The 25,035-nt window shown below is 71.4% G+C and carries 28 protein-coding genes and 1 riboswitch; of the genes, 3 read left to right on the top strand and 25 right to left on the bottom strand.

Annotated elements, in window-relative coordinates; translation table 11 throughout:
- Positions 1-2: 2 nt before the first annotated feature.
- On the bottom strand, positions 3-2,792 hold the full coding sequence (locus QN152_07705; protein ID MDR7539399.1) for a PAS domain S-box protein: 2,790 nt from the start codon (positions 2,790-2,792) through the stop codon (positions 3-5).
- 142 nt (positions 2,793-2,934) lie between these two features.
- Positions 2,935-3,468, bottom strand: a complete 534-nt coding sequence (locus QN152_07700) for a DinB family protein (protein ID MDR7539398.1) — start codon at positions 3,466-3,468, stop codon at positions 2,935-2,937.
- 147 nt (positions 3,469-3,615) lie between these two features.
- On the opposite strand from QN152_07700, the gene QN152_07695 reads away from it, so the two are divergent.
- Positions 3,616-4,929, top strand: coding sequence for a hemolysin family protein (locus tag QN152_07695; protein MDR7539397.1), 1,314 nt, complete (start codon positions 3,616-3,618; stop codon positions 4,927-4,929).
- 80 nt (positions 4,930-5,009) lie between these two features.
- Here QN152_07695 and QN152_07690 read toward each other — a convergent pair whose 3' ends face one another.
- The 16 genes from QN152_07690 to recG form a co-directional block, all read right to left on the bottom strand.
- Entirely contained in the window at positions 5,010-6,278 is a 1,269-nt protein-coding gene (locus QN152_07690; protein MDR7539396.1) for a M28 family metallopeptidase, read from the bottom strand.
- Positions 6,275-7,561, bottom strand: a complete 1,287-nt coding sequence (locus QN152_07685) for a GGDEF domain-containing protein (protein ID MDR7539395.1) — start codon at positions 7,559-7,561, stop codon at positions 6,275-6,277. The genes QN152_07690 and QN152_07685 overlap by 4 nt, the downstream gene beginning before the upstream one ends.
- 61 nt (positions 7,562-7,622) lie before the next feature.
- Positions 7,623-8,162 carry an HIT domain-containing protein gene (locus QN152_07680; protein MDR7539394.1) on the bottom strand — a complete coding sequence of 180 codons (540 nt, stop codon included), beginning with the start codon at positions 8,160-8,162 and terminating at the stop codon, positions 7,623-7,625.
- Positions 8,159-8,911: a ribonuclease III gene (gene rnc / locus QN152_07675; GenBank protein MDR7539393.1), complete on the bottom strand. Its 753-nt coding sequence runs from the start codon at positions 8,909-8,911 to the stop codon at positions 8,159-8,161. The genes QN152_07680 and rnc overlap by 4 nt, the downstream gene beginning before the upstream one ends.
- Before the next feature lie 4 nt (positions 8,912-8,915).
- The gene (gene fabF / locus QN152_07670) at positions 8,916-10,166 is read right to left on the bottom strand and encodes a beta-ketoacyl-ACP synthase II (protein ID MDR7539392.1); all 1,251 of its coding nucleotides are present in this window, start codon (positions 10,164-10,166) and stop codon (positions 8,916-8,918) included.
- 16 nt (positions 10,167-10,182) lie between these two features.
- Positions 10,183-10,431: an acyl carrier protein gene (gene acpP / locus QN152_07665; GenBank protein ID MDR7539391.1), complete on the bottom strand. Its 249-nt coding sequence runs from the start codon at positions 10,429-10,431 to the stop codon at positions 10,183-10,185.
- Positions 10,432-10,532: 101 nt separating this feature from the next.
- Positions 10,533-11,282: a 3-oxoacyl-[acyl-carrier-protein] reductase gene (gene fabG, locus QN152_07660; GenBank protein ID MDR7539390.1), complete on the bottom strand. Its 750-nt coding sequence runs from the start codon at positions 11,280-11,282 to the stop codon at positions 10,533-10,535.
- Positions 11,282-12,220, bottom strand: coding sequence for an ACP S-malonyltransferase (fabD, locus tag QN152_07655; GenBank protein ID MDR7539389.1), 939 nt, complete (start codon positions 12,218-12,220; stop codon positions 11,282-11,284). The genes fabG and fabD overlap by 1 nt, the downstream gene beginning before the upstream one ends.
- Positions 12,217-13,278 (bottom strand): beta-ketoacyl-ACP synthase III, encoded by a 1,062-nt coding sequence (locus tag QN152_07650; GenBank protein MDR7539388.1) that lies wholly within the window; start codon positions 13,276-13,278, stop codon positions 12,217-12,219. The genes fabD and QN152_07650 overlap by 4 nt, the downstream gene beginning before the upstream one ends.
- Positions 13,275-14,354, bottom strand: coding sequence for a phosphate acyltransferase PlsX (gene plsX, locus QN152_07645; protein MDR7539387.1), 1,080 nt, complete (start codon positions 14,352-14,354; stop codon positions 13,275-13,277). Before plsX ends, QN152_07650 begins: the two co-directional genes overlap by 4 nt.
- A gap of 39 nt (positions 14,355-14,393) precedes the next feature.
- Positions 14,394-14,582, bottom strand: coding sequence for a 50S ribosomal protein L32 (rpmF, locus tag QN152_07640; protein MDR7539386.1), 189 nt, complete (start codon positions 14,580-14,582; stop codon positions 14,394-14,396).
- Between the two features lie 39 nt (positions 14,583-14,621).
- Entirely contained in the window at positions 14,622-15,128 is a 507-nt protein-coding gene (locus tag QN152_07635; protein MDR7539385.1) for a DUF177 domain-containing protein, read from the bottom strand.
- A 70-nt stretch (positions 15,129-15,198) separates the two neighbouring features.
- Positions 15,199-15,651, bottom strand: coding sequence for a hypothetical protein (locus tag QN152_07630; protein ID MDR7539384.1), 453 nt, complete (start codon positions 15,649-15,651; stop codon positions 15,199-15,201).
- Entirely contained in the window at positions 15,651-16,166 is a 516-nt protein-coding gene (coaD, locus tag QN152_07625; protein MDR7539383.1) for a pantetheine-phosphate adenylyltransferase, read from the bottom strand. The genes QN152_07630 and coaD overlap by 1 nt, the downstream gene beginning before the upstream one ends.
- On the bottom strand, positions 16,163-16,708 hold the full coding sequence (rsmD, locus tag QN152_07620; protein MDR7539382.1) for a 16S rRNA (guanine(966)-N(2))-methyltransferase RsmD: 546 nt from the start codon (positions 16,706-16,708) through the stop codon (positions 16,163-16,165). Before rsmD ends, coaD begins: the two co-directional genes overlap by 4 nt.
- A 1-nt stretch (position 16,709) precedes the next feature.
- Positions 16,710-18,827, bottom strand: coding sequence for an ATP-dependent DNA helicase RecG (gene recG, locus QN152_07615; GenBank protein MDR7539381.1), 2,118 nt, complete (start codon positions 18,825-18,827; stop codon positions 16,710-16,712).
- A gap of 181 nt (positions 18,828-19,008) precedes the next feature.
- Between recG and rpmB the strand changes: the two genes are divergently transcribed.
- Entirely contained in the window at positions 19,009-19,200 is a 192-nt protein-coding gene (rpmB, locus tag QN152_07610) for a 50S ribosomal protein L28 (protein MDR7539380.1), read from the top strand.
- Here rpmB and hslO read toward each other — a convergent pair.
- The 4 genes from hslO to QN152_07590 form a co-directional block, all read right to left on the bottom strand.
- Entirely contained in the window at positions 19,184-20,059 is an 876-nt protein-coding gene (hslO, locus tag QN152_07605) for an Hsp33 family molecular chaperone HslO (GenBank protein ID MDR7539379.1), read from the bottom strand. The two genes, rpmB and hslO, sit on opposite strands and share 17 nt — an antisense overlap.
- 82 nt (positions 20,060-20,141) lie before the next feature.
- Positions 20,142-20,777, bottom strand: coding sequence for a thiamine diphosphokinase (locus QN152_07600; protein MDR7539378.1), 636 nt, complete (start codon positions 20,775-20,777; stop codon positions 20,142-20,144).
- On the bottom strand, positions 20,774-21,292 hold the full coding sequence (gene thiT, locus QN152_07595) for an energy-coupled thiamine transporter ThiT (protein ID MDR7539377.1): 519 nt from the start codon (positions 21,290-21,292) through the stop codon (positions 20,774-20,776). Before thiT ends, QN152_07600 begins: the two co-directional genes overlap by 4 nt.
- A 74-nt stretch (positions 21,293-21,366) precedes the next feature.
- A riboswitch (TPP riboswitch) is annotated at positions 21,367-21,492 on the bottom strand.
- A gap of 48 nt (positions 21,493-21,540) precedes the next feature.
- A complete protein-coding gene (locus QN152_07590) occupies positions 21,541-22,533 on the bottom strand; it encodes an AIR synthase family protein (protein MDR7539376.1) in 993 nt (330 codons plus the stop codon).
- 22 nt (positions 22,534-22,555) lie between these two features.
- Between QN152_07590 and QN152_07585 the strand changes: the two genes are divergently transcribed.
- Entirely contained in the window at positions 22,556-22,789 is a 234-nt protein-coding gene (locus tag QN152_07585; protein ID MDR7539375.1) for an Lrp/AsnC ligand binding domain-containing protein, read from the top strand.
- A gap of 42 nt (positions 22,790-22,831) precedes the next feature.
- On the opposite strand, the gene QN152_07580 is transcribed toward QN152_07585, so the two are convergent.
- The 3 genes from QN152_07580 to QN152_07570 all read right to left on the bottom strand — a co-directional run.
- Positions 22,832-23,233, bottom strand: coding sequence for a secondary thiamine-phosphate synthase enzyme YjbQ (locus QN152_07580; GenBank protein ID MDR7539374.1), 402 nt, complete (start codon positions 23,231-23,233; stop codon positions 22,832-22,834).
- 1 nt (position 23,234) lies between these two features.
- A complete protein-coding gene (locus QN152_07575; protein ID MDR7539373.1) occupies positions 23,235-24,155 on the bottom strand; it encodes a Gfo/Idh/MocA family oxidoreductase in 921 nt (306 codons plus the stop codon).
- Positions 24,152-25,035: DegT/DnrJ/EryC1/StrS family aminotransferase (locus tag QN152_07570; protein MDR7539372.1), on the bottom strand; the 884-nt coding region annotated here is incomplete at its 5' end. The genes QN152_07570 and QN152_07575, both read right to left, overlap by 4 nt.

Genomic DNA, 25,035 nt, shown 5'->3' with positions numbered 1-25,035 from the left:
CCTCAGTCCACCAGCTCCCCGCCCGGCGGGGCGGAGAGGAAGACGGCATCCGGGAAGCCACCGGGCGAGGCCGAGGCGGCCAGTCGGTGGCCCTCCAGCGGATCCGGCACAGCGGGCAGCTCTACCCAGAACGTGCTGCCCGCACCCGGGGTGCTCTCCACGCCGATCTGGCCGCCCATGGCCTCTACCAGGCGCTTGGAGAGGGCGAGGCCCAGCCCCGCCCCTTCCACGCCCGTCTGGTCGGCGTGCAGGCGCTCGAAGGGCTGGAACAACCGCTGCTGCCACTCCGGGGGGATGCCTGGACCGGTGTCGCTGACCAGGAAGCGCAGCCGGTGGGGGGAGGCGGTGTGCAGCGTTACCTCCACCGTCCCCGCCGGACGGTTGTACTTGACAGCGTTAGAGAGGAGGTTCAGCAGCACCTGCCTCAGCCGCTGCCTGTCGGCGCGGACGTAGGCCGGTGAAGCCGCCGCCTCTCCCCGGACCCGGATGCGCCTGTCTGCGGCCACAGGGGCCATCAGGTCGAGCACCTCCCGGATCAGCCCGCCTACCTGGACCGGCTCCAGGGAGATAGCAACGCGCCCGGCCTCGATGCGGGCGATGTCCAGGACCTCGCTGATCAGCTCCAGCAGGTGGTGGCCGGCCCGGAGGATCTGCCGCACGCTCTCCTCCTGCTCCGGCCGCAGGGGCTCCATCTCCAGGAGCTGGGCGAACCCCAGGATGGCGTGCAGAGGCGTGCGCAACTCGTGGCTCATCCGGGAGAGGAAGTCGCTCTTGGCCAGGTTCGCCCGCTCCGCCTCCGCCCGGGCCTCCAGGAGGGCCTCCTCGGCCCGCTTGCGCTCCGTGACGTCCAGGGCGTGTCCCAGGATGGTGGCGGGGGTACCGTCGGCATCGTGGCTGATGCGCATGGCCACGGAGAACCAGCGGTAGGTCCCGTCGCGGTGCCGCAAGCGCACCTCCCGCACCAGCCCCACCTCCCGCCCCGGAGACGGTCGCCCCCCGCGCGGCCTCTGCTCATCTGCCACCTGCACCTGATCCCGATCCTCCGGGTGAATCTTCTCCAGGAAGGAGTACGGGACACCCACGACCTCCTCGGGACGATAACCCAGTATCCGCTCCAGGTTGGGGCTGATGTAGGTGAGGGTGTAGTCGCGGGCGGCCTGGAAGAGGATTCCGGGGCTGGTGGCGATGAGGTGCTCCAGAAACGCCTTGGCTTCGCGCAGCTCGGCGGTGCGTTCCCGCACCCGCCGCTCCAGCTGGACGTTCAACGAGCGGAGGGCCTCCTCAGCGTGCCGCCGTTCGGTGACGTCCAGGGCGATCCCCAGCACTCCGATGGTCTGGCCGGTCCCATCACGCAGCGGCTCCACGTGGCTCACGTAGGCCCGCCCTTCCCACTCCAGCTCGTAGGCCACCGACTCTCCCGCCAGCGCGGCACGGTGCGCGGCAATGGGAAGGTAGTCCGGATCGTCGGTCCGGAAGTACTCCCGGAGGCTCTGTCCCACCACCTGGTTGGGCCGAAGGCCCAGTCGGGCCAGGCCCGCGCCCTGCGAGGCGGTGAATCGCAGTTCCCGGTCGGTGGTCCAGACGACAGCCGGTAATTGCTCCACCAGCAGGCGCAGCCGTTCCTCACTGGCGCGCAGCGCTTGCACCGCCGCCCGTGTTTCAGCCTGGCGCTGTTCCAGGGCACCGGCCATCTCGTCGAAGGCGCGGGCCAGAAGGCCCAGCTCTCCTGCGGTGTGGGGCAGCTCGGTACGCGCGGCCAGGTCGCCGCTGCCCAGCCGCTGCGCCGCCTGTACCAGCGCGCGAACGCGTCGCACCACCAGCAGGTCTCCAACCCACCAGGTCGCGGCCAGCATCAGAGCGCCGGCCAGGAGCAGCCCCAGCAGGTTGCGGACCAGGAGGCGGGTGGCTCCCGCGTAGGCGACGGCGGTGGGAATACCGATGCTGACGAACGGCCCCCTCGGCTGCGGCGACGGCGTCAGTGGGGCGAAGGCGTAGAGGCGCCGCACTCCGTCCACTCCCGAGACCTCGGCCGTGCCTTCGCCTCCTGCGGCCAGTACGGCCCTGATGCTGGGGGCATCAGGGAATGCCTTCCCCACCCACGGCTGGGGGTCCGGGTACCGGGCCAGGATCGTGCCCTGAGCGTCGACCACGTGCAGGACGGCCCCCGGGGGCAGGCGGGATTCGGCGGCCAGGGTGTTGAGCCAGTCCAGGCCCAGGGCGGCGAAGACGACGGCCGTTACCTGCCCGGCCCGGTCCAGCACGGGATAGCCCGCGTTCACCGACGCCTTGCCCGTGATCCGGCCGACCTGGTACTCGCCCAGGGCGAAGTCCCGCCTCTCCACAGCCAGGCGGAAGTAGGCGCGGTCGGCGATGTTCACCGGTGGGGTCAGCGGGAGGGCGCTGCAGAAGACGTTCCCGGCTGGGTCGGCCGCGCCCAGGTTGGCATAGCGGGGATAGCGGCGCAGGGTCTCCAGGAGCAGGGCACTGCAGGCGGCGTCCTGCCGCCGGGCGATCTCCGGATGGCGGGCCAGGTCCACCAGGAGCACGCGCGTCTGGTCGATGAGCTGCCGCTGCTGCAGGGAGAGCAGGCGGACCAGTTGCGCGGCCTCGGCGTGCGTGGCCGCTGCGGTGGCCCGCCGGCTTTCCAGCCCCATGGAGAAGGCCAGGCCGAGTCCGGGCAGGCCGGCCAGCAGCATCAGCGCCAGCAGGCTGGCCCGCACGCGGGAGAGGGGGAGTCGCCGGACGGTCCGGCACCAGAGCGGATCTCCTTGTGGGCGGCGCAGTCCCCCCATGTCAGTCCTCGCGGAGAGCCTGCCCCCCTCGCCCCGCGACATCCAGTCCGACCAGGGATTTATTCCCCACCTGAACCGGCCATAGACCGGCCCGCACCTTCCGCCCGAGTGCCCCCGCGACTGCCGGCCCGGGGCGCGGGCCTCAGGTCCCCGCCTCCTCCCGCACAAACATCAGGATCGAATAGTCCAGCGACTCCACGGGGACATTCAGGTGGCGCAGCATGGCCATCACCTGCGCGCGGTGGTGGACCTCGTGCAGCACCAGCTGCGTGGCAACGCCGCCGGTGGTGGTGCGGATGCGCACCCCGGGCCCTCCCGCAGCTGCAGCTACGTACTCCACCGGCCGGCTCCAGTCCCCGATACCCCGCAGGGTGCGGCGGGTCTCCTCCGCCAGCTCCTCCCAGGCCTGCTGCAGCGGAGGAAAGCCCGTCTGGTAGAAGCGGGTGAAGGGACGCTCCCCCAGCGGCGGGACCGGTTCGCCGCGCAGCCGCCGGTTGTAGGCCCACTCCGCACCAGCTATATGCGCCAGTGTGTGGCGGATCGTCCGCTCACCAAATGGAAACTGCCGCGTGTAGTCGGCGTCGGACAGCGTCTCCACGCGCTCCAGGACGGGCCTTCGGGCTCGCACCAGGTACTCGTAGATCTCCACAGGGTCCAGCCCGGCTGGGTTGCTCATGCTGCAGACCTCCCGTTGCGCCGGCGTCTCGTCTGCTCCGGGCGCCGGCCGCGTGTCTTGTGCGTCCTAGTCTGCCAGAACCTCCTGCAGGGCGCTACGGCGGTGCCGGGGAAAAGCGTAGGGCAGGCCGTCTGAGGAGTGAGGCCCATGGAGCTGTCGGTCACGTCCATCATGTGGCGCCTGGTCGCCGTGCTGGTGCTGGTGGCGGCCAACGGCATGTTCGTGGCCGCGGAGTTTTCCATCGTGGCCGTGCGGCGGACGCGACTGCTCCCCCTGGTGGAGAGTGGCTCCCCGCGGGCGCGGATGGTGCTGCGGGCCACGGACAACCTGGACCCGTACCTGGCGGCGACGCAGCTGGGCATCACCATGGCCAGCCTGGGGCTGGGGTGGATCGGCGAGCCGGCGGTGGCGGCGCTGCTGGAGCCGCTGCTGCACCCGCTCCCCCTCGGCCTCCAGGAGGCCACCACCCGGGTGGTGGCCATCGTTCTGGCCTTTGCCCTGATCACCACGCTACACATCGTCTTTGGAGAGCTGGCCGCCAAGAGCCTGGCCATCTGGCGGCCGGAGGCCACGGCGCTGGTGGTGACGCCTCCCACCGAGCTGTTCTCCCGCCTCTTCCGGCCGTTCATCTGGGTCCTCAACGGCGCCGCCAACGCCACCCTCTCCCTTTTCGGCCTGCGGGCGCCCAGCGGACGGCACGTCTACTCGCCGGAGGAGATCCGCCTGCTGGTCAGCGAGAGCCGCCGCGCGGGCGTCGTGGAAGAGGAGGAGGCGCTGCTGGTGCACCGCGTCTTCAAGTTCGCCGACCGCCTGGTGGAGGAGGTAATGGTGCCGCGGGTGTCTGTGCGCGGCGTGCCCAACAGCGCCGCAGTGGTCGAGGCCGTGGCCGCAGTGCGCGAGGCCGGCTTCACCCGCCTGCCGGTCTTCAGCGAGGACCTGGACCACATCGTGGGCATGGTGCACGCCAAGGACCTGCTGGTGGCGCAGGCGGAGGGGCGGGAGGGAGAGCCGGTGGACCGGGTGATGCGCCCTGTGCTCTACGTCCCCGAGATGAAGCCGGTGGTGGACCTGCTGGAGGAGATGCGCCGCCAGGGCATCCAGCTGGCCGTGGTGCTGGACGAGTTCGGCGGCACCTCGGGCATCGTCACCATCGAGGACCTCCTGGAGGAGCTGGTGGGGGAGATTCCCGGCGAGTTCCGCCCGGAGCGCCGCCTGGTGGTCCTCCAGCAGCCGGACCGCATCGTCGTGGACGCGGCCATCCCCCTAGACGAGCTCAACGAGCGCTTCCACATCGCCCTGCCCACCACAGCCGCCAATACCCTGGGCGGCTTCATCTTCCACCACCTGGAGGCGATTCCGGAGGCGGGGACGACCTTCCGCTACCAGGGGCTGGAGTTCCGCATCGAGTCGGCGACGCGCACGCGAATCGGCCTGGTGCAGATCCGCAGGGTCAGACCGTAGCTCAGGAGCCTGTCCGCGAAATCTCGCCCGGTATGGCCGGGGGCACCCAGAGAGTTAACCCGGCCAAATTCCGGGGTGGACTAGCGGATAACCCTGGGGGCCTCCAGCACCACCGCGGCGGCCAGCTGCGCCGCCTGGGCCAGCAGGCGCGGGTCCAGCCGCTCCAGGACGTCGCCGGGGGTGTGGATCTGCGGGTCATCGCCCGTGTGCAGGAAAACGGTGGGGATGCCGGCCCGCTCGAACGAGGCATGATCGCTCCCACCGGGAAGACGGAAGCGCGGCAGAGCCACACCCTGCCCGGATGCGACCCGCTCTGCCGCCTCCAGCAGCGGTCCGTCGCCGCTACCGTTCCCGGCCCGCAACACCCCCACGCCCACCATGTCCAGGTTTACCATGGCGGCCACCTGCCCGCCCCGCTGGCGGACGTAGTACGCTGATCCCAGCAGGCCGCGCTCCTCCGCTCCGAAGGCGACCACCTCCAGCGGCAGCTCCAGCGGTGCGCCCGCCAGCAGGCGCGCCGCCTCCAGGACGGCGGCCACCCCTGAAGCGTTGTCGTTGGCGCCAGGGCTGACCTCCACGCTGTCCAGGTGGGCGCCCACCACGATGGCCCGGCCGCCGCGCCCCTGGCGGCGGCCCACCACGTTCCAGGTGGTGCGCTCCTCCAGCACCGTCTCCACGCGCAGGTGGACGCGCACCTCGCCCTGGCGCAGCAGCCCCAGAAGCCGCTGCCCCGCTTCCTGGGTCACCACCACTGCGGGGATGCGGGCTGGCGTCAGCAGGGTGACCTGGGGCACGGGGTCGGGCGTGTGATTGTAGATGATGATGGCCACCGCCCCCGCGGCGGCAGCGTTGGCCACCTTGTCGCGGAAGAGGAACCCCGCCGGCCCGCGCTGCACCAGGGCGATCCGGCCGGCGACCCGCTGCAGCTCCTCCGGGCGGCCGAACCCCCCGTCGGCCAGCGCCGCCTCGATTCCCGCCGGCGGAGTGGCGGCTGAGTACTCGGGCACCACCGTGGGGATTGTCTCCCCGGTGGCCACCAGCCGCAGGACGGAGCCGCGGACCTCGAAGTAGAGAAAGGGAAAGGGCTGCCGCTCCACGGTGTACCCCCAGGCGCGGAGACTGCCGTCCACGTAGTCCGCCGCGCGCAGGAAGGCAGGTGTTCCGGAGGGCCGTGGGCCGACCTCCCGGGAGAGGACCGCGGCGTGCCGGATAGCACCTTCGGCCGAGGCCGCCGGCAGCGCTGGCGCGACCAGTGCCGGCGCCAGTAGCGCCGGTGCCGCCAGCAGGAGAAGCAACAGCGCCCGGACTGCCCAGTGGGTCGGGCGCAGGGCGCCGGAGGAAGGTCTCATCTCGTGCCGGCCAGGGCCAGCAGCCGGACGAGACGGCGATTCACCGCCTTGAGTACGGCCCGGACCACGACGCGGGTGTCATTCCTGGCGTAAGGGACGGTGCCCACGAGCAGCTCCTCCCCGGTCGGGGTAGCCAGCACCAGCGCCACGCTGACCGCAGCGCCTACAGGAAACGGCGTATAGGTGATCTCCTCCACCTCCGCGGTCCACCCCGGGGGCAGCAGCTGAGCCAGGGCGGCGGTGGTCGCCTGCGCCATCGCCCGCAAGGGTCCACCTCCGGCCGCCGGGCCGCTGGCGACACCGGAGTAACGCCGTCCCTCCAGCTCCAGTTCCACGCGCGCGCTGGCCTGCCCCCCCTCCACGGTCAGGCCCAGCGGGCCGATGCGCAGGCGCGTCCCCTCTTCCACCACGGCCTGCTGCAGCACCGCCATCGCCTCCATCTCGTGGGCGTGCAGCAGCGGGCGCTCCAGGGACTTGGCCGCGGTGGAGGCGCGACTGGCCATGGTGATCAGGTCGTCCACCGTCGCCCCGGGGTGCGCCTCCCGCTCTCCGCTGCGCCGTCCCCCCGCCAGCCCCACGCTGGCCGTCAGCGACACCCCTTCCAGCTCGGGCAGGGTGAGCTCCCGGATAGCGGCCAGGAGCCTCTCCGCCAGCGCCTCCGCCTCCGCCGCCGGCCGGGTGGTGACCAAGGCGAACTCGTCGCCGCCGTAGCGGCAGAGCAGGTCCTGGGTTGTGTCCGTGGCCCGCAGGAGCGCCGAGGCCACCGCGCTGATCAGCCGGTCTCCCGCCACGTGGCCGAAACGCTTGTTGATCAGGCGGAAGCGGTCCAGGTCGATGAAGATGACCACGATTTCCCGCCGCTGGGCCAGCAGCTCGGCCGCGCGCTGTCGCAGCGTCCCCGGCCAGGGCAGCCCCGTCAGGGGGTCGGTGAGCTTGCCCAGCTCATGCAGAACCTCCAGGCGGGTGACCATGCCGATCAGCCGCCCGTGCTCGACCACCGGAAGCTGGTTGACGTGGCGCGCCTCCAGGAGCTGGTAGGCGGCGGTGACGGGCTCGTCGGGGCCGATGACCGCCAGGTCGGTGGTCATGACGTCCCCCACCAGCCTGTAGAGAGCCTGCCCCAGCAGATCGCGGGCGGTGATGATCCCCAGGATGCGCTGCCCCTCCACCACGGGCAGGGCGCCCACCCGGTGCTCCAGCATGGTGCGCATCGCCGCCGCCACGCTGGCGTCCCGCGGCAGCGTGACCAGGTCCACGCGCATCAGCTGCCGGACGGTCTTCATGTTGCCTGCCCCACCCTTCCGTCTCCATCATACGGGAGCGCGGCGGGGAGACCATCTGTCTTCAGAGGGAATCTTCGGGGCGCGGGTGAGGTGTAGGTGCTCCGCCGGAGGCGTCGGCCTGCACAGCGTGCAGGGCCTGTCGCAGCTTCTCGTAGGTGACATCCAGGTGCTCGGGAAGCACCTTCGTATCGGCAAGAACCGGCATGAAGTTGGTGTCCCCCACCCAGCGGGGGACGACGTGCAGGTGGAGGTGCTGCTCCACCCCTGCCCCCGCCGCCCGGCCCAGGTTCAGCCCCACGTTGAACCCCTCCGGCTGTAGTGCCGCCTGGAGCGCCTGCATGACCAGGACCAGGGTGTCCATCAGGTCCAGACGCTCCTCTTCATCCAGGTCCTGCGGACGGGCCACGTGGCGCAGCGGGGCCACCATGACGTGCCCGCTGTTGTAGGGGAAGGAGTTGAGGATGACGTAGACGCGCCGGCTGCGGTGCACGATGCGGCGGCCGGGGTCATCGCCGGCGGCCGGAGCGGCACAGAGGAAGCAACCTTCCTCCCGCGGCCCCATCACGTACCCGCTCCGCCACGGCGCCCAGAGCGCCTTCACGGCCGGCGCGCCCTCCGCCGCTCCACCGCGTCCAGCCAGCGCAGCGCCTCTTCTGCCGCTGCCTGCTCCGCCTCCTTCTTACTGCGACCGTGCCCCTCCCCCACCACCGTCCCCTCGACCTCCACCCGCACCCGAAAGAAGCGGGCGTGGTCGGGCCCTGCGGCCTCCACGATCCGGTAGCGCGGCAGCCGGCCACTCCCCTGGAGACGCTCCTGCAGCCGGCTCTTGAAGTCTTCGGCGCGGCCGGGGAGGCTCTGCAGTAGCTCCCCCAGCCAGCGAGTGGCCAGGGCGTGGGCCACCCCGTATCCGGCGTCTGCGTACACCGCCCCCAGCACAGCTTCCACGGCGTCGGCCAGCAGGCCGGGCCGCTCCCGCCCTCCGCCCTTCTCCTCACCCCGGCCCAGCAGGAGGTAGCCGCCCAGGCCCAGCCGCCGCCCCAGGTGCGCCAGCGCCGCCTCGCTGACCAGGCGGGCGCGCTCCTTGGCCAGCTCCCCTTCGCTGTGCTCAGGGTACTGTCGGAAGAGGTAATCGCTGACCACCAGGTTGAGGACCGCGTCCCCCAGGAACTCCAGCCGCTCGTAGTGCTCCCTACCCGCGCCCCGCTCGTGGGCAAAGGAGTCGTGGCGCAGGGCGAGCTCCAGCAGGCCGCGGTCGCGGAAGCGCACGCCCAGGGCCTGCTGCAGGGCGTCCAGCTGCGCCGCGCGCTCCTGCGGAGGAGCCGGGATATCCCTGGGGCGGCTGCGGGGCATGGGCTTAAGGCATGCGGCGGACGATGAGGATGGCGTTGTGCCCGCCGAAGCCAAACGCGTTGGACATGGCCGTGGTGATGCGCGCCTCGCGCGGCCGGTTCGGCACGTAGTCGAGATCGCATTCCGGATCGGGGTGCTCGTAGTTGATGGTCGGGGGGATGGCCCCGCGGGTGATGGCCAGCACGCAAGCGATGAACTCCACGCCCCCCGCTGCGCCCAGGAGGTGCCCCATCATGGACTTGGTGGAGCTGACGGCAAGACGCCGGGCGTGGGCACCGAAGACCTTCTTGATGGCCAGCGTCTCCAGCCGGTCATTGTAGGGGGTACCGGTGCCGTGGGCGTTGATGTAGTCGATCTCCTCCGGCGCCAGGCCCGCGTCCGCCAGGGCATTGCGCATGCTGCGGGCGGCGCCGTCGGCCTCCGGGTCGGGCTGGGTGATGTGGTAGGCGTCGCCGCTCATACCGTAGCCTACCAGCTCGGCGTAGATCCGGCCGCCGCGGCGCTCGGCGTGCTCCAGGGCCTCCAGGACCACCACCCCCGCCCCCTCTCCCATGACGAACCCATCCCGCGTGGCGTCGAAGGGACGGACGGCCCGCGCCGGGTCATCGTTGCGCGTGGACATGGCCTTCATGGCGCAGAAGCCAGCCACGCTTAGCCTGGTGATGGCCGCCTCCGTCCCCCCGGCGATCATGGCATCCGCGTCGCCCCGCTGGATGATGCGCATGGCGTCGCCGATGGCGTTGCCCCCGCTGGCACAGGCGGTGACCACACTGGAGTTGGGGCCCTTGGCCCCGGTGAGGATGGAGACCACCCCCGAGGCCATGTTCATGATCACGTTGGGGATGAAGAAGGGGCTGACCCGGCGCGGGCCCTTCGTCATCAGGATCTGCGTCTGTTCCTCCCAGGTGATGGCGCCGCCGATGCCGGAGCCGATGAGCACACCCACGCGGGGGGCATTGCTCGGGGTGATGGCCAGCCCCGAGTCCTCCAGGGCCATCCGCGCCGCCGCATAGGCGAAGAGGACGAAGCGGTCATTGCGCCGGGCCTCCTTGCGGTCCATGAATTCGGTGGGATCGAAGTCCCGCACCTCGGCAGCGATCTGCGTCTCCAGCCCGGTGGGATCCCAGGAGGTGATGCGCCCCACCCCGGAGCGCCCCTCCATCATGGCATCCCAGAACCGATCCGCACCGATACCCAGCGGGCTGACCACCCCCAGCCCGGTGACCACTACCCGCCGCTGTTCCCGCTCCCTCACAACCTCTCCGCCCGCGCTAGCCCCCGGACTCCGCCAGGTGCTGCTCGATGTACTTCACGGCCTCGCCGACCTTGACGATCTTCTCTGCGTCTTCGTCGGGAATCTCGATCTCGAACTCCTCCTCCAGGGCCATGACCAGTTCCACCACGTCCAGGGAGTCGGCCCCCAGGTCCTCCACGAAGGATGCCTCCGGGGTCACCTCCGACTCGTCCACGCCCAGCTGTTCGACGATGATGCTCTTCACGCGGTCGAATACCGTCGCCATCCGCCTTCCCTCCTCAATCCCCACCCCGCCGCCCGGCTGCCTGCCGCGACCGGGTCGCGGGAGCCCCGGGGCATATGCGCCATCGCCTTCTTCATTTACGCTTACCGCATCACCATGCCTCCGTCCACATTCAGGACCTGCCCGGTGATGTAGGCAGCGTCGTCGGATGCCAGGTACACCACGGCGTGCGCCACCTCCTGGGCCGTCCCCAGCCGTCCCAGCGGAATCTGCTCCTTGAACCGCTGGACCTGCTCGGCTCCCAGGTGCGCGGTCATGCCTACGTCGATGAGCCCCGGGGCGACGACGTTTACGGTGATACCCCGGGAAGCGACCTCGCGGGCGGTGGCTTTGGTCAGGCCGACCAGCCCCGCCTTGGCCGCCGCGTAGTTAGCCTGCCCGGCGTTTCCCACCTGGGCGGCGATGCTGGCCACGTTGATGATCCGCCCGAAGCGCTGCCGGATCATGGGCCGCAGGGCGGCGCGAGTGCAGCGGAAGGCGGCGGTGAGGTTAGTGCCGAGCACCTCCTCCCACTCCTCGTCCCGCATGCGCACGATCAGCGAATCCCGCACCACCCCCGCGTTGTTCACCAGAATGTGTAGCCCGCCCAGGTGGGCCAGGGTCTCTTCCACCAGGCGGGCGGGGACCGCCGGATCGGTGAGGTCTCCCTGCAGCGCCACCGCCCGCCCCCCGCGTCCGGTGATCTCCTCTACCACTCCCTCCGCCGCCGCCCGGTTGGACCAGTAGTGCACGGCCACCGCCGCGCCCTCCGCCGCCAGGGCCAGGGCCATCGCCCGGCCCAGTCCCCCCGAGGCGCCCGTCACCAGCGCCACCCGTCCCTCCAGCCGCGGCATTACGGGTTCACCCCTGCCCCCAGGCCCTGCAGGCTCCGTTCCAGGCTGGGCACGTCCTCGATGTGCAGCACCGCTGCGGGCACTGTCTTCCTGATCAGGCCGGAGAGGGTGGTCCCCGGACCCGCCTCGACGAAGGCGGAGGCGCCCATGGCGGCCAGACGCCGCACCGACTCCTCCCAGCGCACCGGGGAGACCACCTGGCGCACCAGCAGGCGGCGGATCTCTTCGGCCCGGCGCACCGGTTCCGCCGTCACGTTGGAGACCACAGGCAGGGCGGCGTCCGCCAGCCGCACACGCTCCAGCGCCTCCGCCAGCCGCTCCGCCGCAGGAGCCATCAGGCTGGTGTGAAACGGCGCGGAGACAGCCAGCAGCACCGCACGGCGGGCCCCTGCCGCTCGCGCCGCCTCCGCCGCGGCCCGCACCGCGGCCGCGTCCCCGCCGATGACGATTTGCCCGGCACCGTTGTAGTTGGCCGGCTCCACCACCCCCAGGTGGCGATGCGCGGCGCAGAGCCGCTCCACCTGCTCCGCCTCCACGCCGATCAGCGCGGCCATGGCCGTCTCCCGTCCGGCAGCCGCCTCCTGCATGAAAAGGCCGCGCTGCCGCACCAGCCACACCGCGTCCTCGAACTCCAGCACCCCGGCGCTGACCAGCGCCGCGTACTCCCCCAGACTCAGGCCGGCCACGGCGCCAGGGCGTACGCCGTGGATCTCCAGGGCTGCGGCGCAGGCCAGAGCGGTCACCAGGACGGCCGGCTGGGTATTCTCGGTGGCCCGCAGCCGCGCCTCCGGGCCCCGGGTGCACAGTGCCAGCAGGTCGAACCCCAGGACGGCACTGGCCCGGGCGAAGAGGGCCGCCGCCGCGGGGTAGCGCGCGGCGATGGATTCTCCCATGCCCACGTACTGCGCGCCCTGGCCGGGGTAGACGAAGGCGATCATGGCACACTCCCTCCCCCCGCCCCGGAGGCGGCCGTTCCGCTCCTCCCGCCTGCCGCGCGCAGAGGCTTCGTCCAGCGCAGGGCGGCGGCACCCCACGTCAGGCCGCCGCCGAAGGCCACCAGGACCAGCAGGTCCCCGGGGCTGATCCGCCCTGCCATGAAGGCCTCGTAGAGGGCCACCGGCACCGACGCCGAGGAGGTGTTGCCGTACCGCTCCACGTTGACGAAGAACTTCTCCCGCGGCTGCCCCAGGCGCTCCGCCGCCGCGTCGATGATGCGGATATTGGCCTGGTGCGGGATGAAGCAGGTGACGTCGTCCAGGGCGAGGCCGGCCCGCTCCGCCGCCGCCTGGATGGCGCGAGGAATGCAGCGCACGGCGAACTTGTACACCTCGCGCCCGTTCATGTGGATGTAGTGCTGCCCCCGCTCCACCGTCTCGAAGCTGGCGGGCAGGCGCGAGCCTCCCGCCGGCATGTTCAGCAGCGGCCCCCCGGAGCCGTCCGCCCCCAGCATGAACGAGAGGAAGCCCTGTCCCGGCTCGGCCGGCCGCAGCACCACCGCCGCCGCGGAGTCCCCGAAGAGGACGCAGGTGGAGCGGTCCTTCCAGTTGGTGATTCGGGAGAGGGTCTCCGCACCCACCACCAGGACTGTCTCCGCCATCCCCGCGGCAATGTAGCCGTGCGCCATGGCGCAGCCGTAGACCCAGGAGGTGCAGGCCGCGGAGGCGTCAAAGGCGCCAGCGTGCCTGGCGCCCAGGCGGTCCTGCAGCAGGCAGGCCGTGGCCGGGAAGAGCATGTCCGGGGTGGCAGTGCCCACGATGATCAGGTCCAGGTCCGCCGCCTCTACCCTGGCGTCCTCCAGGGCCTCTACCGCGGCCTCGTAGGCCAGGTCGGAGGTGGCTACCTCGTCGGAGGCGATGCGCCGCTCCCGGATGCCCGTACGGGTGATGATCCACTCATCGGTGGTGTCCACCATCCGCTCCAGGTCGGCATTGCTCAGCACCCTGTCCGGAATGGCCCGTCCCAGGCCCACGATGGTGGACCCGCGCACGGCCTTCATCTCTCCGCCCCGCCGGGGGGCGGCACCGGCCGCGGCCCCAGCGTGGCTGGGACCGGCCCCATCCGTCCCTCCACCTCCGCCATCTTCTCAGCGATAGGCTCTACGAGCTGTCGGGCGGCCGCCTCCGCCGCCACCCGGATGGCGTTGCGGATCGCCCAGGCGTTGGAGCGCCCGTGGGCCACGATGACGATGCCGCCCACCCCCAGCAGCGGCGCCCCGCCGTACTCCCGGTAGTCCAGGCGCCGCCACAGGGTCATCCCCCGCCACTTCAGCGGGGCCAGGTAGAGCGGCAGCAGCAGCTTGCCGGCTGCACGTCCCAGCTCGTCGCGGAGGACCTGGCGCAGCGCCAGGGCCAGCCCCTCGCCGAACTTCAGGACGATGTTGCCGACAAACCCGTCGCAGACCACCACGTCGGCCAGCCCGGTGAAGAAGTCGCGCCCCTCGACGTTGCCGATGAAGTTCAGGCCGGAGGCCCGCAGCAGGTCGGCGGCGCGGATGGTCACCTCGTTGCCCTTGTTGGCCTCCTCGCCGTTGCTGAGTAGAGCCACCCGGGGCGCGGGAATCCCCAGTACCCGGTGCGCGTAGACGTGCCCCATCACCCCGAACTGCAGCAGGTGCCTGGGCTTGCAATCCACATTCGCCCCCACGTCCAGCAGGATGGCCGGGGTCTTGTGCAGGGTGGGCAGGATGGCGCCGATGGCCGGCCGCTCCACAGCGGGGATACGTCCCAGCACCAGCAGCGCGGCCCCCATGACCGCCCCCGTATTGCCGGCGCTCACCGCCGCCGCCGCCCGTCCCTCCCGCACCTGTTGCAGGGCCAGGTGGATGGAGGAGCGGCGCTTGCGCCGCACGGCCGCAGCCGGCGGCTCGTGCATCTCGATGACCTCGGGGGCATCGACGACCTCGATGGGAAGACGGCGCGCGCCTCCCCTGCGCAGCAAGGGTGCAAGCCGGGAGACGGGCCCCGCCAGCACGATCTCCACCCCCAGCGAGGACGCCGCCTGTACCGCCCCCGCCACCACCTCCTCGGGGGCGTAGTCGCCGCCCATGCCGTCGACGGCTATGCGCACGGTCACGCCCTTGCGGCCCTCCGCCCGCCTGTTCTGGGCACCGGACTACTTCTTCTCTGCCTCCCGCTGCAGCACCGACCGGCCGGCGTAGTACCCGCACGCGGGGCAGACCCGGTGGGGCAGCGTGAGCTGGTGACACTGCGGACAGGCCACGAGCGAGATCGCAGGGATCCGCCACTGGCGGCGGCTGCGTGTGACCCGTGCTCGGGAATGGCGTCGCTTCTGAATCCCCACATCCTTCCCTCCTTAGTTCTTGCCGCTGCGAGATCGGCTTCAGCCGGAGGCTGGCCGGAAGTCGCGCAGCCCGGCCAGCCGCGGGTCGCCCTCCCCCGGGGCGCAGGCGCAGGCCACCTCGTTACGGTCCGCACCGCAGACGGGACAAAGACCCCGGCACTCCGGCTGGCACAGCGGCGCCATCGGCAGTGCCATCAAAAGGTGCTGCCGCACCACCTCGGTAATATCCAGCTCCGGCCCGGCCAGATCCAGAATCAGCTCCGCACCCTCCCGCAGACGTCCTGAATCCCCTGCCCCCTGGCGGAACCCCTCGCGGAAGGTCCCCCTCAGGCGGTAGGGGAAGGGACGCAGGCAGCGGCTGCAGACAAGCGTCACCTCGGTCTCCACGGCCCCATCCACCCAGACGGTCTCCCCCTCCCGGGTGAAGCGAATCTCCCCCTGCACCGGCCCGGGGAAGGCCACCTCCGCCCCGCTTTCGACCATCTCGGTGAAGGCCAGCATCGTGCTCGGCTCTTCCCGGCAGATGGTGTCCAGTTGCACAATCACGGCCCTGCTCCCGGCAAACTCCCTAGATTATAGCCACCCCGCCGCTGCCGCCACAAGGAACGGCGCCGCTCTAGCACTCGGGTGGCTCCAGGAGACTCCGGCCACGCTGGATGGCACCTAGGATGCGTGTCACCTGCGCCTCCAGGTCGGCCAGGACGCGCGCCGCGTACTCCTCCGCCCCCCGCCGGATGCGCCCCGCTTCCGCCTCCGCCTCAGCCAGTATCTGGGCCCGGCGCCGCTGCGCCTCCGCCATCACCGGCCCCTCCTCCACCAGACGGCGGGCGTGCGCCTCCGCTTCCACCAGGATGCGGCGGGCCTCGTCTGTGGCTCGCCGGTGCAGCGCCTCGGCCTCCTCGTTCAGGCGCTGCGCCCGGTGCAGCTCTGCGGGGAGCTGGGCCCGGATCATGCGCAGCAGCCCCAGCACTTCCTGCGCGTCTACCACGCGCCGGTCGGAGAGGGGCACCGGCGCTCCCCGGGTGATCACGGTCTCGATGCGGTCCAGCAGCGATAGCACCGACTCCACTAGCTCCTCCCGGGGCGCGACGCGGCGCGCGCCCGTCCACGGACGCCACGATGCGGCGGGAGGCGCCGGGCCACGGCCGCAGGCACGAAGGCGGAGACATCCCCGCCCAGGCGGACCACCTGGCGGATCAGCGTGGAGCTGATCTGCGCGTAAGGAGGCGAGGGCATGAAGAAGGTGGTGTCCAGACCCCCCAGGCGCCGGTTCATCACCGCCTGGCGCAGCTCGTGCTCGAAGTCCTCAACCCCCCTCAGCCCCTTGACGATGAGATCCGCGCCCACCCGGCGGGCGAAGGCGACGGTCAGCCCCCCGTAGGGGCGCACCTCCACCCCCCGCAAGCCGGCGGTCGCCTCCCGCAGGATGGCTACACGCTCGGCAACCGCGAAGAGCCCGTTCTTTTGTGTCTTTCTGGCCACGCCCACCACCACACGGTCAAAAATGGCAGCCGCCCGCTGGATCACGTCCAGATGCCCGTTGTGCGCGGGGTCGAAGCTGCCCGGATACAGCGCTGTCGTCACCGCTGGGCCTCCTCCTCGCCGCGCGGGCCCCGCGCGGCGTACTCCCAGACCCGGGTCTCCCCGTAGCGGGCGGTGCGTACGCAGGTCAGGCCGGGGGGAGGATGCGGCTCGTCACGCCAGTGCCCCTCAGCGACGACCCGCGCCCCCGGAGTGAGCAGAGCTCCGCCGGCCAGCGCATCCAGGGTCTCCTGCAGCAACCCCCGACCGTAGGGGGGGTCCAGCAGGACCAGGTCGAACCGCTCCCCGGCCGCCTCCAGGGCACGCAGAGCCGTCCGCACCGCCGCCCGCCACACCTGAGCCCGCGCCGTCCATCCCTCCCGCCGCACGTGCTCGCGGATCCGGGCGGCCAGGCGGGGGTCGCGTTCCACAAAGACGACGCGCCGCGCGCCGCGGGCCAGCGCCTCAAGTCCCAGAGCCCCGGTACCCGCGTACAGGTCCAGCACCGCCGCCTCGGGCAGCAGCGCCCCCAGGCTCTGGAAGAGGGCCTCCCGCACGCGCTGCGCCGTCGGGCGCACGCTCTCCCGGCGACCGACCCGGCCCACCTCAGCTCACCAGGAGGAGGCTGGCGTCGGCAAAGCGCTCCCGCACCGCCGCCCGCAGGCCGGTGTGCTCGGAAGCCCGCAACCCTGGATCCCGCCGCACAATCTCCGCCGCCACCTCCCGCGCTTCCTCCATGAGGGGGAGGTCCGCCTGCAGGTCGGCCACCCGCAGGTCCGGCAGCCCGTGCTGCCGGGTACCCAGCAGCTCACCGGGTCCGCGTAGCCGCAGGTCCTCCTCGGCGATGCGGAAGCCGTCGGTCGTGGCCACCATCACCTCCATGCGCCGCCGCCCCTCCTCTGTCGAGGGCGAGGCGATGAGGATGCAGTAAGAGCGGTGCGCCCCTCGCCCCACCCGCCCCCGCAGCTGGTGCAACTGCGCCAGACCGAAGCGGTCCGCGTCCTCGACGACCATAACGGAAGCATTGGGGATGTCGATGCCCACCTCGATCACCGCGGTGGCCACCAGCACCTGGATCCTCCCCCGGCGCATGGCGTCCATCACCCGGTCCTTCTCCTCCGCGGGCATACGGCCGTGGAGCAGCCCCACGGTCAACCCCGGGAAGAACTCCCGCTGCAGCTCCTCCGCCAGCTGCGCCGCGGCCCTGGCCTGCAGCTTCTCTGAGTCCTCGATCAGGGGACAGACCACATAGGCCTGGCGGCCCTCCGCGACCTGCTGGCGCACGAAGGCGTAGACCTTGGGTCGCGCCGCCGCCTGGCGCCAGTAGGTGGCCACGGGCCGCCGGCCTGGCGGCAGCTCGTCCAGGACGGTCACGTCCAGGTCGCCGTACAGGGTCAGCGCCAGGGTACGGGGTATGGGCGTTGCCGTCATCACCAGCACGTCGGGGGCGAATCCCTTGCGCCGCAACCTCGCCCGCTGCAGCACCCCGAACTTGTGCTGCTCGTCCACCACCACCAGCCCCAGCCGGGCAAAGGTCACCTCGTCCTCGATCAGGGCGTGCGTGCCCACCACCAGGTCCGCGGTGCCGCCGCGCACCGCCTGGCGCACCCGCTCCCGCTCCGCGGCGCCGCGGCCGCCGGTGAGCAGCACCACGCGGACGCCCAGGTCTCCCACCAGCCGCCGCACGGTCAGGTAGTGCTGCTCCGCCAGGATCTCCGTGGGGGCCATCAGCGCAGCCTGGCACCCCCCCTGTACGCACAGGAGCATGGCCGCCACCGCGACGACGGTCTTCCCCGACCCCACATCCCCCTGGAGGAGGCGGTTGAGGGGGTGCGGTCCTCGCATCTCGGCGCTGATTTGGGCAATGGCCCGCTGCTGGGCCGCCGTCAGGGGGAAAGGCAGTCCGGCGATGAAACGGTCCACCAGGGTCCCCGGCGCGTACTGAAACGGCCGGGCCAGCCGCGCCGTCTGCCGGCGGCGCAAAGCCAGCCCCAGCTGCAGCACCAGCAGCTCCTCGAAGGCCAGCCGCCGCCGCGCTGCCTGCTGCGCCTCTACCGTCTCGGGGAAGTGCAGAGCCCACAGGGCCTGCGGCAGCGGCGGAAACCCACGGGCCGCCCGCAGCTCCTGGGGGAGGATCTCTTCCGCCTCTGCGGCGTGCAGGGTGAGGGCGGTACGCACCAGAGTACGCAGCACGCGCTGGGAGAGTCCCTCCGTGGCCGGGTAGATGGGGACCAAGCGGCCGGTGTGCCAGGTCTCCTCCATATCCCCGTCCAGGGGCTCGAACTCCGGGGACTGCAAGGTGATCTCCCCCGCGCGCCGCTCCACCCGACCGAAGAACAGGCCGCGCATGCCCCGGCGCAGCTGCTGCTTCAGGTAGGGCTGGTTGAACCAGACAGCGTAGGCGATACCGCTGTCGTCCACCAGTGCGGCCTTCACTACCACCAGCCCGTGGCGCGGCCGGAACTGGCTCACTGCGGCCACGGTGGCCTGCACCGTGGTCTCGCTACCATGCACCAGGTCCCGCAGGGGGGTGAGCCGGCTGCGATCCTCGTGCCGTCGCGGCAGGTGCAACAGCAGGTCGCCCACGGTGTTGATGCCCAGGCGGGCCAGCGCTGCGGCCCTGGCCGGACCGACTCCTTTGAGGTACTGCACCGGCGCGCGCAGGGGAGACGCGACGGTAGGTGGCGATACTGGCGAAATAGAGGTGGATGCGTGACCGCTCAAGCCGGCCATGGTCTTCTCCGCTGGCTGCACCTTTCCTCTCTAAGAAACGATCCGAAGGGCAGCGGGGGAAGCGGTGCGCAGCGGCGGGCTGTGCGGGTTATGCCGTTGCGTCCCCAACGGGGCGCGTGGTAGGATGTGAGCGTTTTGGGGCCGGGGACCAACTGCGACACAGAGGCATACCATGGGGCGGCAGTGCGAGATCTGCGGCAAGGGCACGACAACGGGTTTCTCCGTAAGCTTTTCCCACCGGCGGACCAAGCGGGTCTACCGGGCGAACCTGCAGCGCGTCCGAGGAGTGGTCGGCGGACGGCTGCGGCGAGTGGTTGTCTGCACCTCCTGCCTCAAGTCCGGTCGGGTCAGGCGCGCGGGGTGAACAACCGCTCCACGTCCGCAGCGCCCAGCACGTAACGATCGCCGCAGAAGCGGCAGATCACTTCGGCCTGGCCCTCCTCTTCGACCAGCCGGCTCACCTCATCGCGCCCCAGGGCCACCAGCACCCCTTCCACCCGCTGCCGCGAGCACCCGCAGCGGAAGGCCACCGGGACCTCCTCCAGCACCCGGGAGTCCAGATCGCCCAGCGCCTCAGAGAGTAGCTCCGCCGCGCTGCCACTGCGGCGCACCAGCTGGGTCACACCGGGCAGGTGGCTCATTCGCTCCTCCAGGTAGCGGGGGATCTGGGCGGGGGCACCGGGCAGAACCTGGATGATGAAGCCGCCGGCGGCCTCCACGCGCTGGTCTGGTGCCACTAGCACGCCCAGAGCCACCACCGCGGGAACCTGCTCTGAGACCACCAGGTAGTGGGCCACATCCTCGCCGATCTCTCCGGAGACGAGGGGGACGCTGCCGTGATAGGGATAGCGCAACCCTACGTCTTTGGTCACATGCAGGGTCCCCCGTCCCACCGCCGCGCCCACGTTGAGCTTCCGCCGCGGGGTCAGGGGCAGGTCCACCCGGGGGTTCTGCACGTAGCCGCGCACCTCTCCGCGGCCGTTGCCCTCGGAGATGATGCCGCCCAGCGGCCCATCGCCCAGCACGCGCACGGTAAGGCGCTGCTCGGCCTTCAGCCCCGCCCCCAGCATCACGGTGGCGGCGAGGGTCCGTCCCAACGCCGCGGTGGCGGTGGGAGCGGTCTGGTGTCGGCGGCGGGCCTCCTCCACGGTGTGGGTGGTCACCGCGGCAAATCCCAGCACGTTGCCTCCGGCGGCGATGGCGCGGACGAGGTGGTCGGGCATGCTCGTATTCTACCACCAGCCGAGGCGACGGCCGGAGCCGCCGCATTAGCGGTTGATGCGAAAATCCTGCCGGACCCAACGGCTACCGCGGCGTGTGCACCAGCAGCAGGTCCCCTGCGGTGAGGCGCACCGCAGCGGCGGAGGCGGTCATCTCATTGCTCAGGCCTCGGGTGGAGCCGCGGTGCAGCACGCCGCGCCGCAGGCGATAGCGCAACCCCACCGTGGTGATCCCCCGCACCACCGGCGAGAGGGGCAGCAGGGAGACGGCGTCCCCCTGCCGTCCCTGCACTTCCACCACGCCATCCACCAGACAGGCCACCGCCCGGCCGTCAGTCAGCCGGGCGACCACCTGCAGCCGCCGGGCGGCGAAAAGCAGGAGTACGTTGGCCAGGGTCTGGTCCAGCCGTCCGGACACCGCGCCGAAGAGCCACACCAGACGCGCCCCCCGCCGCCGCGCCTGCCGCAAGGCCAGCTCGGCGTCCGTGGCCTCCTTGGCCCGGGGGAAGACGCGACGCCGGATGCGGCGCTGTCTCGCCCACCGCCTGGTAGCCGCATCCAGCGAGTCCAGATCGCCGACGATCTCATGAGGCACGACCCCGGCCAGGCGGGCGACCCGCGCACCACCGTCTGCGGCCAGCACCAGATCCGCCGCCGCCGCCAGCCGCCGCAGGGCCCGGTGCCCGCGGGCCGGGCACTGGGTGATGATAAGCGCCCTCACCGCGTCGCCGGCTGCACCCGCTGCAGACTGCGCAAAAGCACCAGGGTGACCACGATGCTGATGACCACCTCCGGCAGCATGTAGCTGCCGTTGTAGATCGCCGAGTAGACCCACGGGCTCTGCCCCGGCGGCGCGTAGGAGGCGAAGAAGACCACGCCCGAGACGAAGTGGGCCAGCCAGCGGCCCGCCCCGCCAGCGACGATGCCAGCTGCCGGCCAGCGCGCCAGGAACCCGGCCAGGCCCAGGGCGCCGAAGGCCGCAGGGTAGTCGAGCAGCACCTGGACGGGGTGGACGAAGAACGGCTCAAGGATGTAGTTGACCACACCGGCCAGTGCGCCGGCCAGCATACCCCAGGGGGCGCCCCAGCGCAGGGCGATGTAGAAGATGGGGACCAGGCTGGCCGCTGTCACCGAGCCACCCTGGGGCAGCTTGTAGACACGGATGTTGCTGAGCACGGCCACGAGGGCCACCGCGATCGCCGTCTCCGTGAGCCGTCGCAACCGCTCCCGGGACATCACATCTTCCCTCCTTCCCCACGTGCTGGCGGAGGCGGCAAAAATGGTCGAGCCGCCGACCCGACCGGGCCTGGCGGCTTCCTCTTCCGCTTCCCCACGCCAGAATTACCTGGATCGGGTTCAAGGGGTCTGCAGCAGCGTACCCGCCGGTACCGACTGCACTCTCAGCCCGGCTCAACCGAGCTCCCCCAGCCGTGCCTGTGCAGTTTCAGCCCTGATAATAGCAGGCGGGGCGCAGGCGCACCACCTCAGCGCGCGGCGTACTCCTCCAGGATGCGCCACAACTCGTCTCGGGGAGCCGGCGCCAGCGCCTGCAGCCGACCCCCCTGCTGCACCACCCGCTCCCCCGCCAGCATGGTGCCGATGTGCGCCGCGGGGATGCCGGCACCGCGCAGCGCTGCCAGTGTCGCTTCCGGATCACTCGTGGTCACCAGCAGCGCCCCGCTGCCGATGAGCAGCAGGGGATCCGCCCCCAGCGCCGCGCAGATGGCGGCGGTCTCAGGGCGCACGGGCACGGCGTCTGCCCGCACCGTCACCCCCAGGCCGGACGCCTCGGCCAGCTCCCAGGCCGCGGTGAGCACCCCGCCCTCGGTGACGTCGTGCATGGCGGTGGCCCCTGCACGCACCGCCACCCGCCCCTCGGGGAGCACGCTCACCTCGTCGATGAAACGCCGCGCCCGCTCCAGGACCTGACGGGGGACCGGCCCGTCCAGCCGCTCTGCCAGGTCCGTGGCCAGAATGGCCGTCCCCTCGATGCCAGCCGCCTTGGTCAGCAGGAGGGCGTCGCCTGGTCGCGCCCCCCCGGCGTGCACGTAAGCGCCGCGCGGCGCACGACCGATGGCGGTAACGACGGCGACGGTCTCGGTCACCCGGGGCGTAACCTCGGTGTGCCCGCCTGCGATGGCCACGCCCATGGCCGCGGCGGCGTGCCCGGCCTCGCGCATGATCGTCTCCAGATCCTCCTCCCGGACCCCCGGCGGCAAGAGGAGGGTGAGCAGCAGGGCCACAGGCTCGGCGCCGGTGGCGGCCACGTCGTTGCAGGCCACGTGGACCGCCAGACGCCCCAGGTGCCGCACCGCGCCGGTGATGGGGTCGCAGGTGGCGACGCAGACGTGGGCCCCGAAGTCCAGGACGGCGCTGTCCTGCCCGATGCCGGCGGCGACCAGGACATCCGGCCGGTGGGTCAGGTGCGGATAGACGAGACGGCGGAGCAGCGCGGGGGGAACCTTCCCCGGAATCACTGCTTTACTATAGCATGAGGATGTGCTGGAAACCGCCTACTTCCTGATCACGCTGGGGCACAGGACCCCCGCGGAAGTCGCCCGGGCGGTGCGCCGGGTGCCGGGGATCACGGAGGCGGTGGTGACCATGGGCGAGGTGGACATCATCGCCATCGCCCAGATGGAGGGTACCCGGGGCTTCCCCGCGCTCACCGAAGCGTTGAAGAAGATTGACGGAGTGGCCAGCGTCACCGCCTGCGTCGTCGTCCGCCCCTAGCCCGCCCGGGGTGGTGCCACCCGAGATTTCCCAGAGGCGCTCTCAAGTGATCAGTCGCAGCCGCACCTGCCGCGTCCGGGGCCCGTCCAGCTCCACCAGGAAGATGCGCTGCCACCGGCCCAGCGCCAGCCGCCCCTGCGCCACCGGCAGGACCAGGGAAGGCCCCAGCGCCACGGCGCGCAGGTGGGCGTCGGCGTTGTCGTCCACCCGGTTGTGGGCGTAGGGCTCCGCCGTCGGTGCCAGGCGCTCCAGCCAGGCCCGCAGGTCCTGCAGGAGGCCCGGCTCGTGCTCGTTCAGTAGAAGTGCTGCGGTAGTGTGGGGGGTAAAGAGCACAAGCGCGCCCTCCGCCCCGGCGGGCAGGAGCGCGACCACCCGCGCGGTGATGTCCACCAGGTCAACGCGAGCGGTGCTGTGGACCTGCAGCGTCTCCCAGGAGGCAGGCACCCTAGACGTGCACCGGCGGCCGGATCTGCACCATCCGCGCCTCGGCCACCTGCAGCGAGCGCAGCCCGTCCTCCCCGCCGACCAGGGGGCGAGCCTGGCCGCGCACGCATTCCACGAAGTGGCGCAGCTCCAGCTCCAGCGGCTCCTCCCCCTGCACGGTCACCCGCTGCACTTCGCCGCTGAAGTGGTGAACGGTGATTATCTGCCGCAGCAAGTCCAAGTGCACGCTGCCGTCGGACATGGTGACTTCCAGCTCCGCCGTCTTCCGCGCCGCCACCCGGCTGGCCGTCAGGGTGATCAGGCAGCCGCTGCTGCTGCGCAACCGCGCCACCGCCAGGTCCTCGTGGGAATTGCGCACGCAGACGCCGATGGCCTGCAGTTCCTCGAAGCGGCCGGGCACCAGGGACTGGACGATGTCTACGTCGTGGATCATCAGGTCCATGACCACACCCACGTCCATGGTCCGCCCCGGGTCGTAGGGCCGCATCCGCCGTGCCTCGATGGCCAGCGGCTCGCGCACCAGGCGGAAGAGGCGCTGCACCGCCGGCTTAAAGCGCTCGATGTGCCCCACCAGCAGCAGGCGCTCCCGCCGGGCCGCCAGTTCCACCAGGTGCGCCGCCTCCTCCGCGGTTACCGTCATCGGCTTCTCCACCAGGACGTGCGCGCCCGCATCCAGGAAGTCCCGCGCCATCTGATAGTGCAGCGCCGTGGGCACGGCGATGGAGACCGCCTGCACCCTGCCCAGCAGCTCCCGGTAGTCCGCGTAGGGTCGCGTCTCGAACCGCTGGGCCAGGTGCAGGGCCTCGCGGCGGTCCCGGTCCACCACACCCACCAGGTCCACGCCGGGGAGTCGGGCCAGGATGCGTACGTGGTGTCGCCCCCACTGCCCCAGGCCCACCACGGCCAGGCGCACGCGGCTCATCGGGGGCGGAAGCGCCGGGCGGCGTCGATGATCCGCTGCAGATCATCCGCCGACAGCGCGGGGTGGACCGGGAGGGAGAGCACCTCCCTGGTCAGGGTCTCCGCGACGGGGAAGGTCCCGTCGAAGCCCAGCCGCCGGTAGGCCGGCGTGTGGGGGATGAGCAGAGGATAGAAAATCTTGTGCCCGATCCCCTCCGCCTCCAGGTGGGCCATGAACGCCTCCCGCTGCCGTACCCGCACCGTGTACTGGGTGTACACGTGGTACGCGCCCGGGGGTTCCAGGGGCACCTGCAGCCACTCCAGGTCCTGCAGGGCCTCGGTGAGGAGACGGGCGTGTCTGCGCCGTATGGCGTTGTGTCCGTCCAGGCGGCGCAGCTGCGGCAGTCCCATGGCCGCGGCCACGTCGGTCATGCGAAAGTTGTAGCCGATGACATCGTAGACGTACTCCCCGCCGAAGCGCGGGTCCACCAGCAGCCGCGCCCGACGGGCCACCTCCGGGTCTGGGGTGACGACCATCCCGCCCTCACCCGTGGTCATGTTCTTCGTGGGGTAGAAGCTGAAGATCGCCGCGTGGCCAAAAGTCCCCACCTTGCGCCCCTGGAAGGCGGCACCGTGCGCCTGAGCGCAGTCCTCGATCAACAGCAGGCGGTGGCGGCGGACGATCTGGTCGATGGCTGCCATGTCGCAGGGCAGCCCGAAGAGGTGGACGACGATCAAGGCACGAGCGCCTCTTTCCCCCACCGCCGCCTCCACCGCGGCCGGATCCAGGTTGTAGGTCCGCGGGTCTACGTCGGCGAAGACAGGCTGGGCCCCGGCATGGACGACGGCGTGGCTGGTGGCGGCGAAGGTGAAGGGAGTGGTGACGACCCGGTCGCCGGCAC

It is taken from the genome of Armatimonadota bacterium, assembly GCA_031459715.1.
GTDB lineage: Bacteria > Sysuimicrobiota > Sysuimicrobiia > Sysuimicrobiales > Humicultoraceae > Humicultor > Humicultor tengchongensis.
Note: the sequence above shows the minus strand (reverse complement) of the source record. Positions and strands in the feature narration are given on the sequence as shown.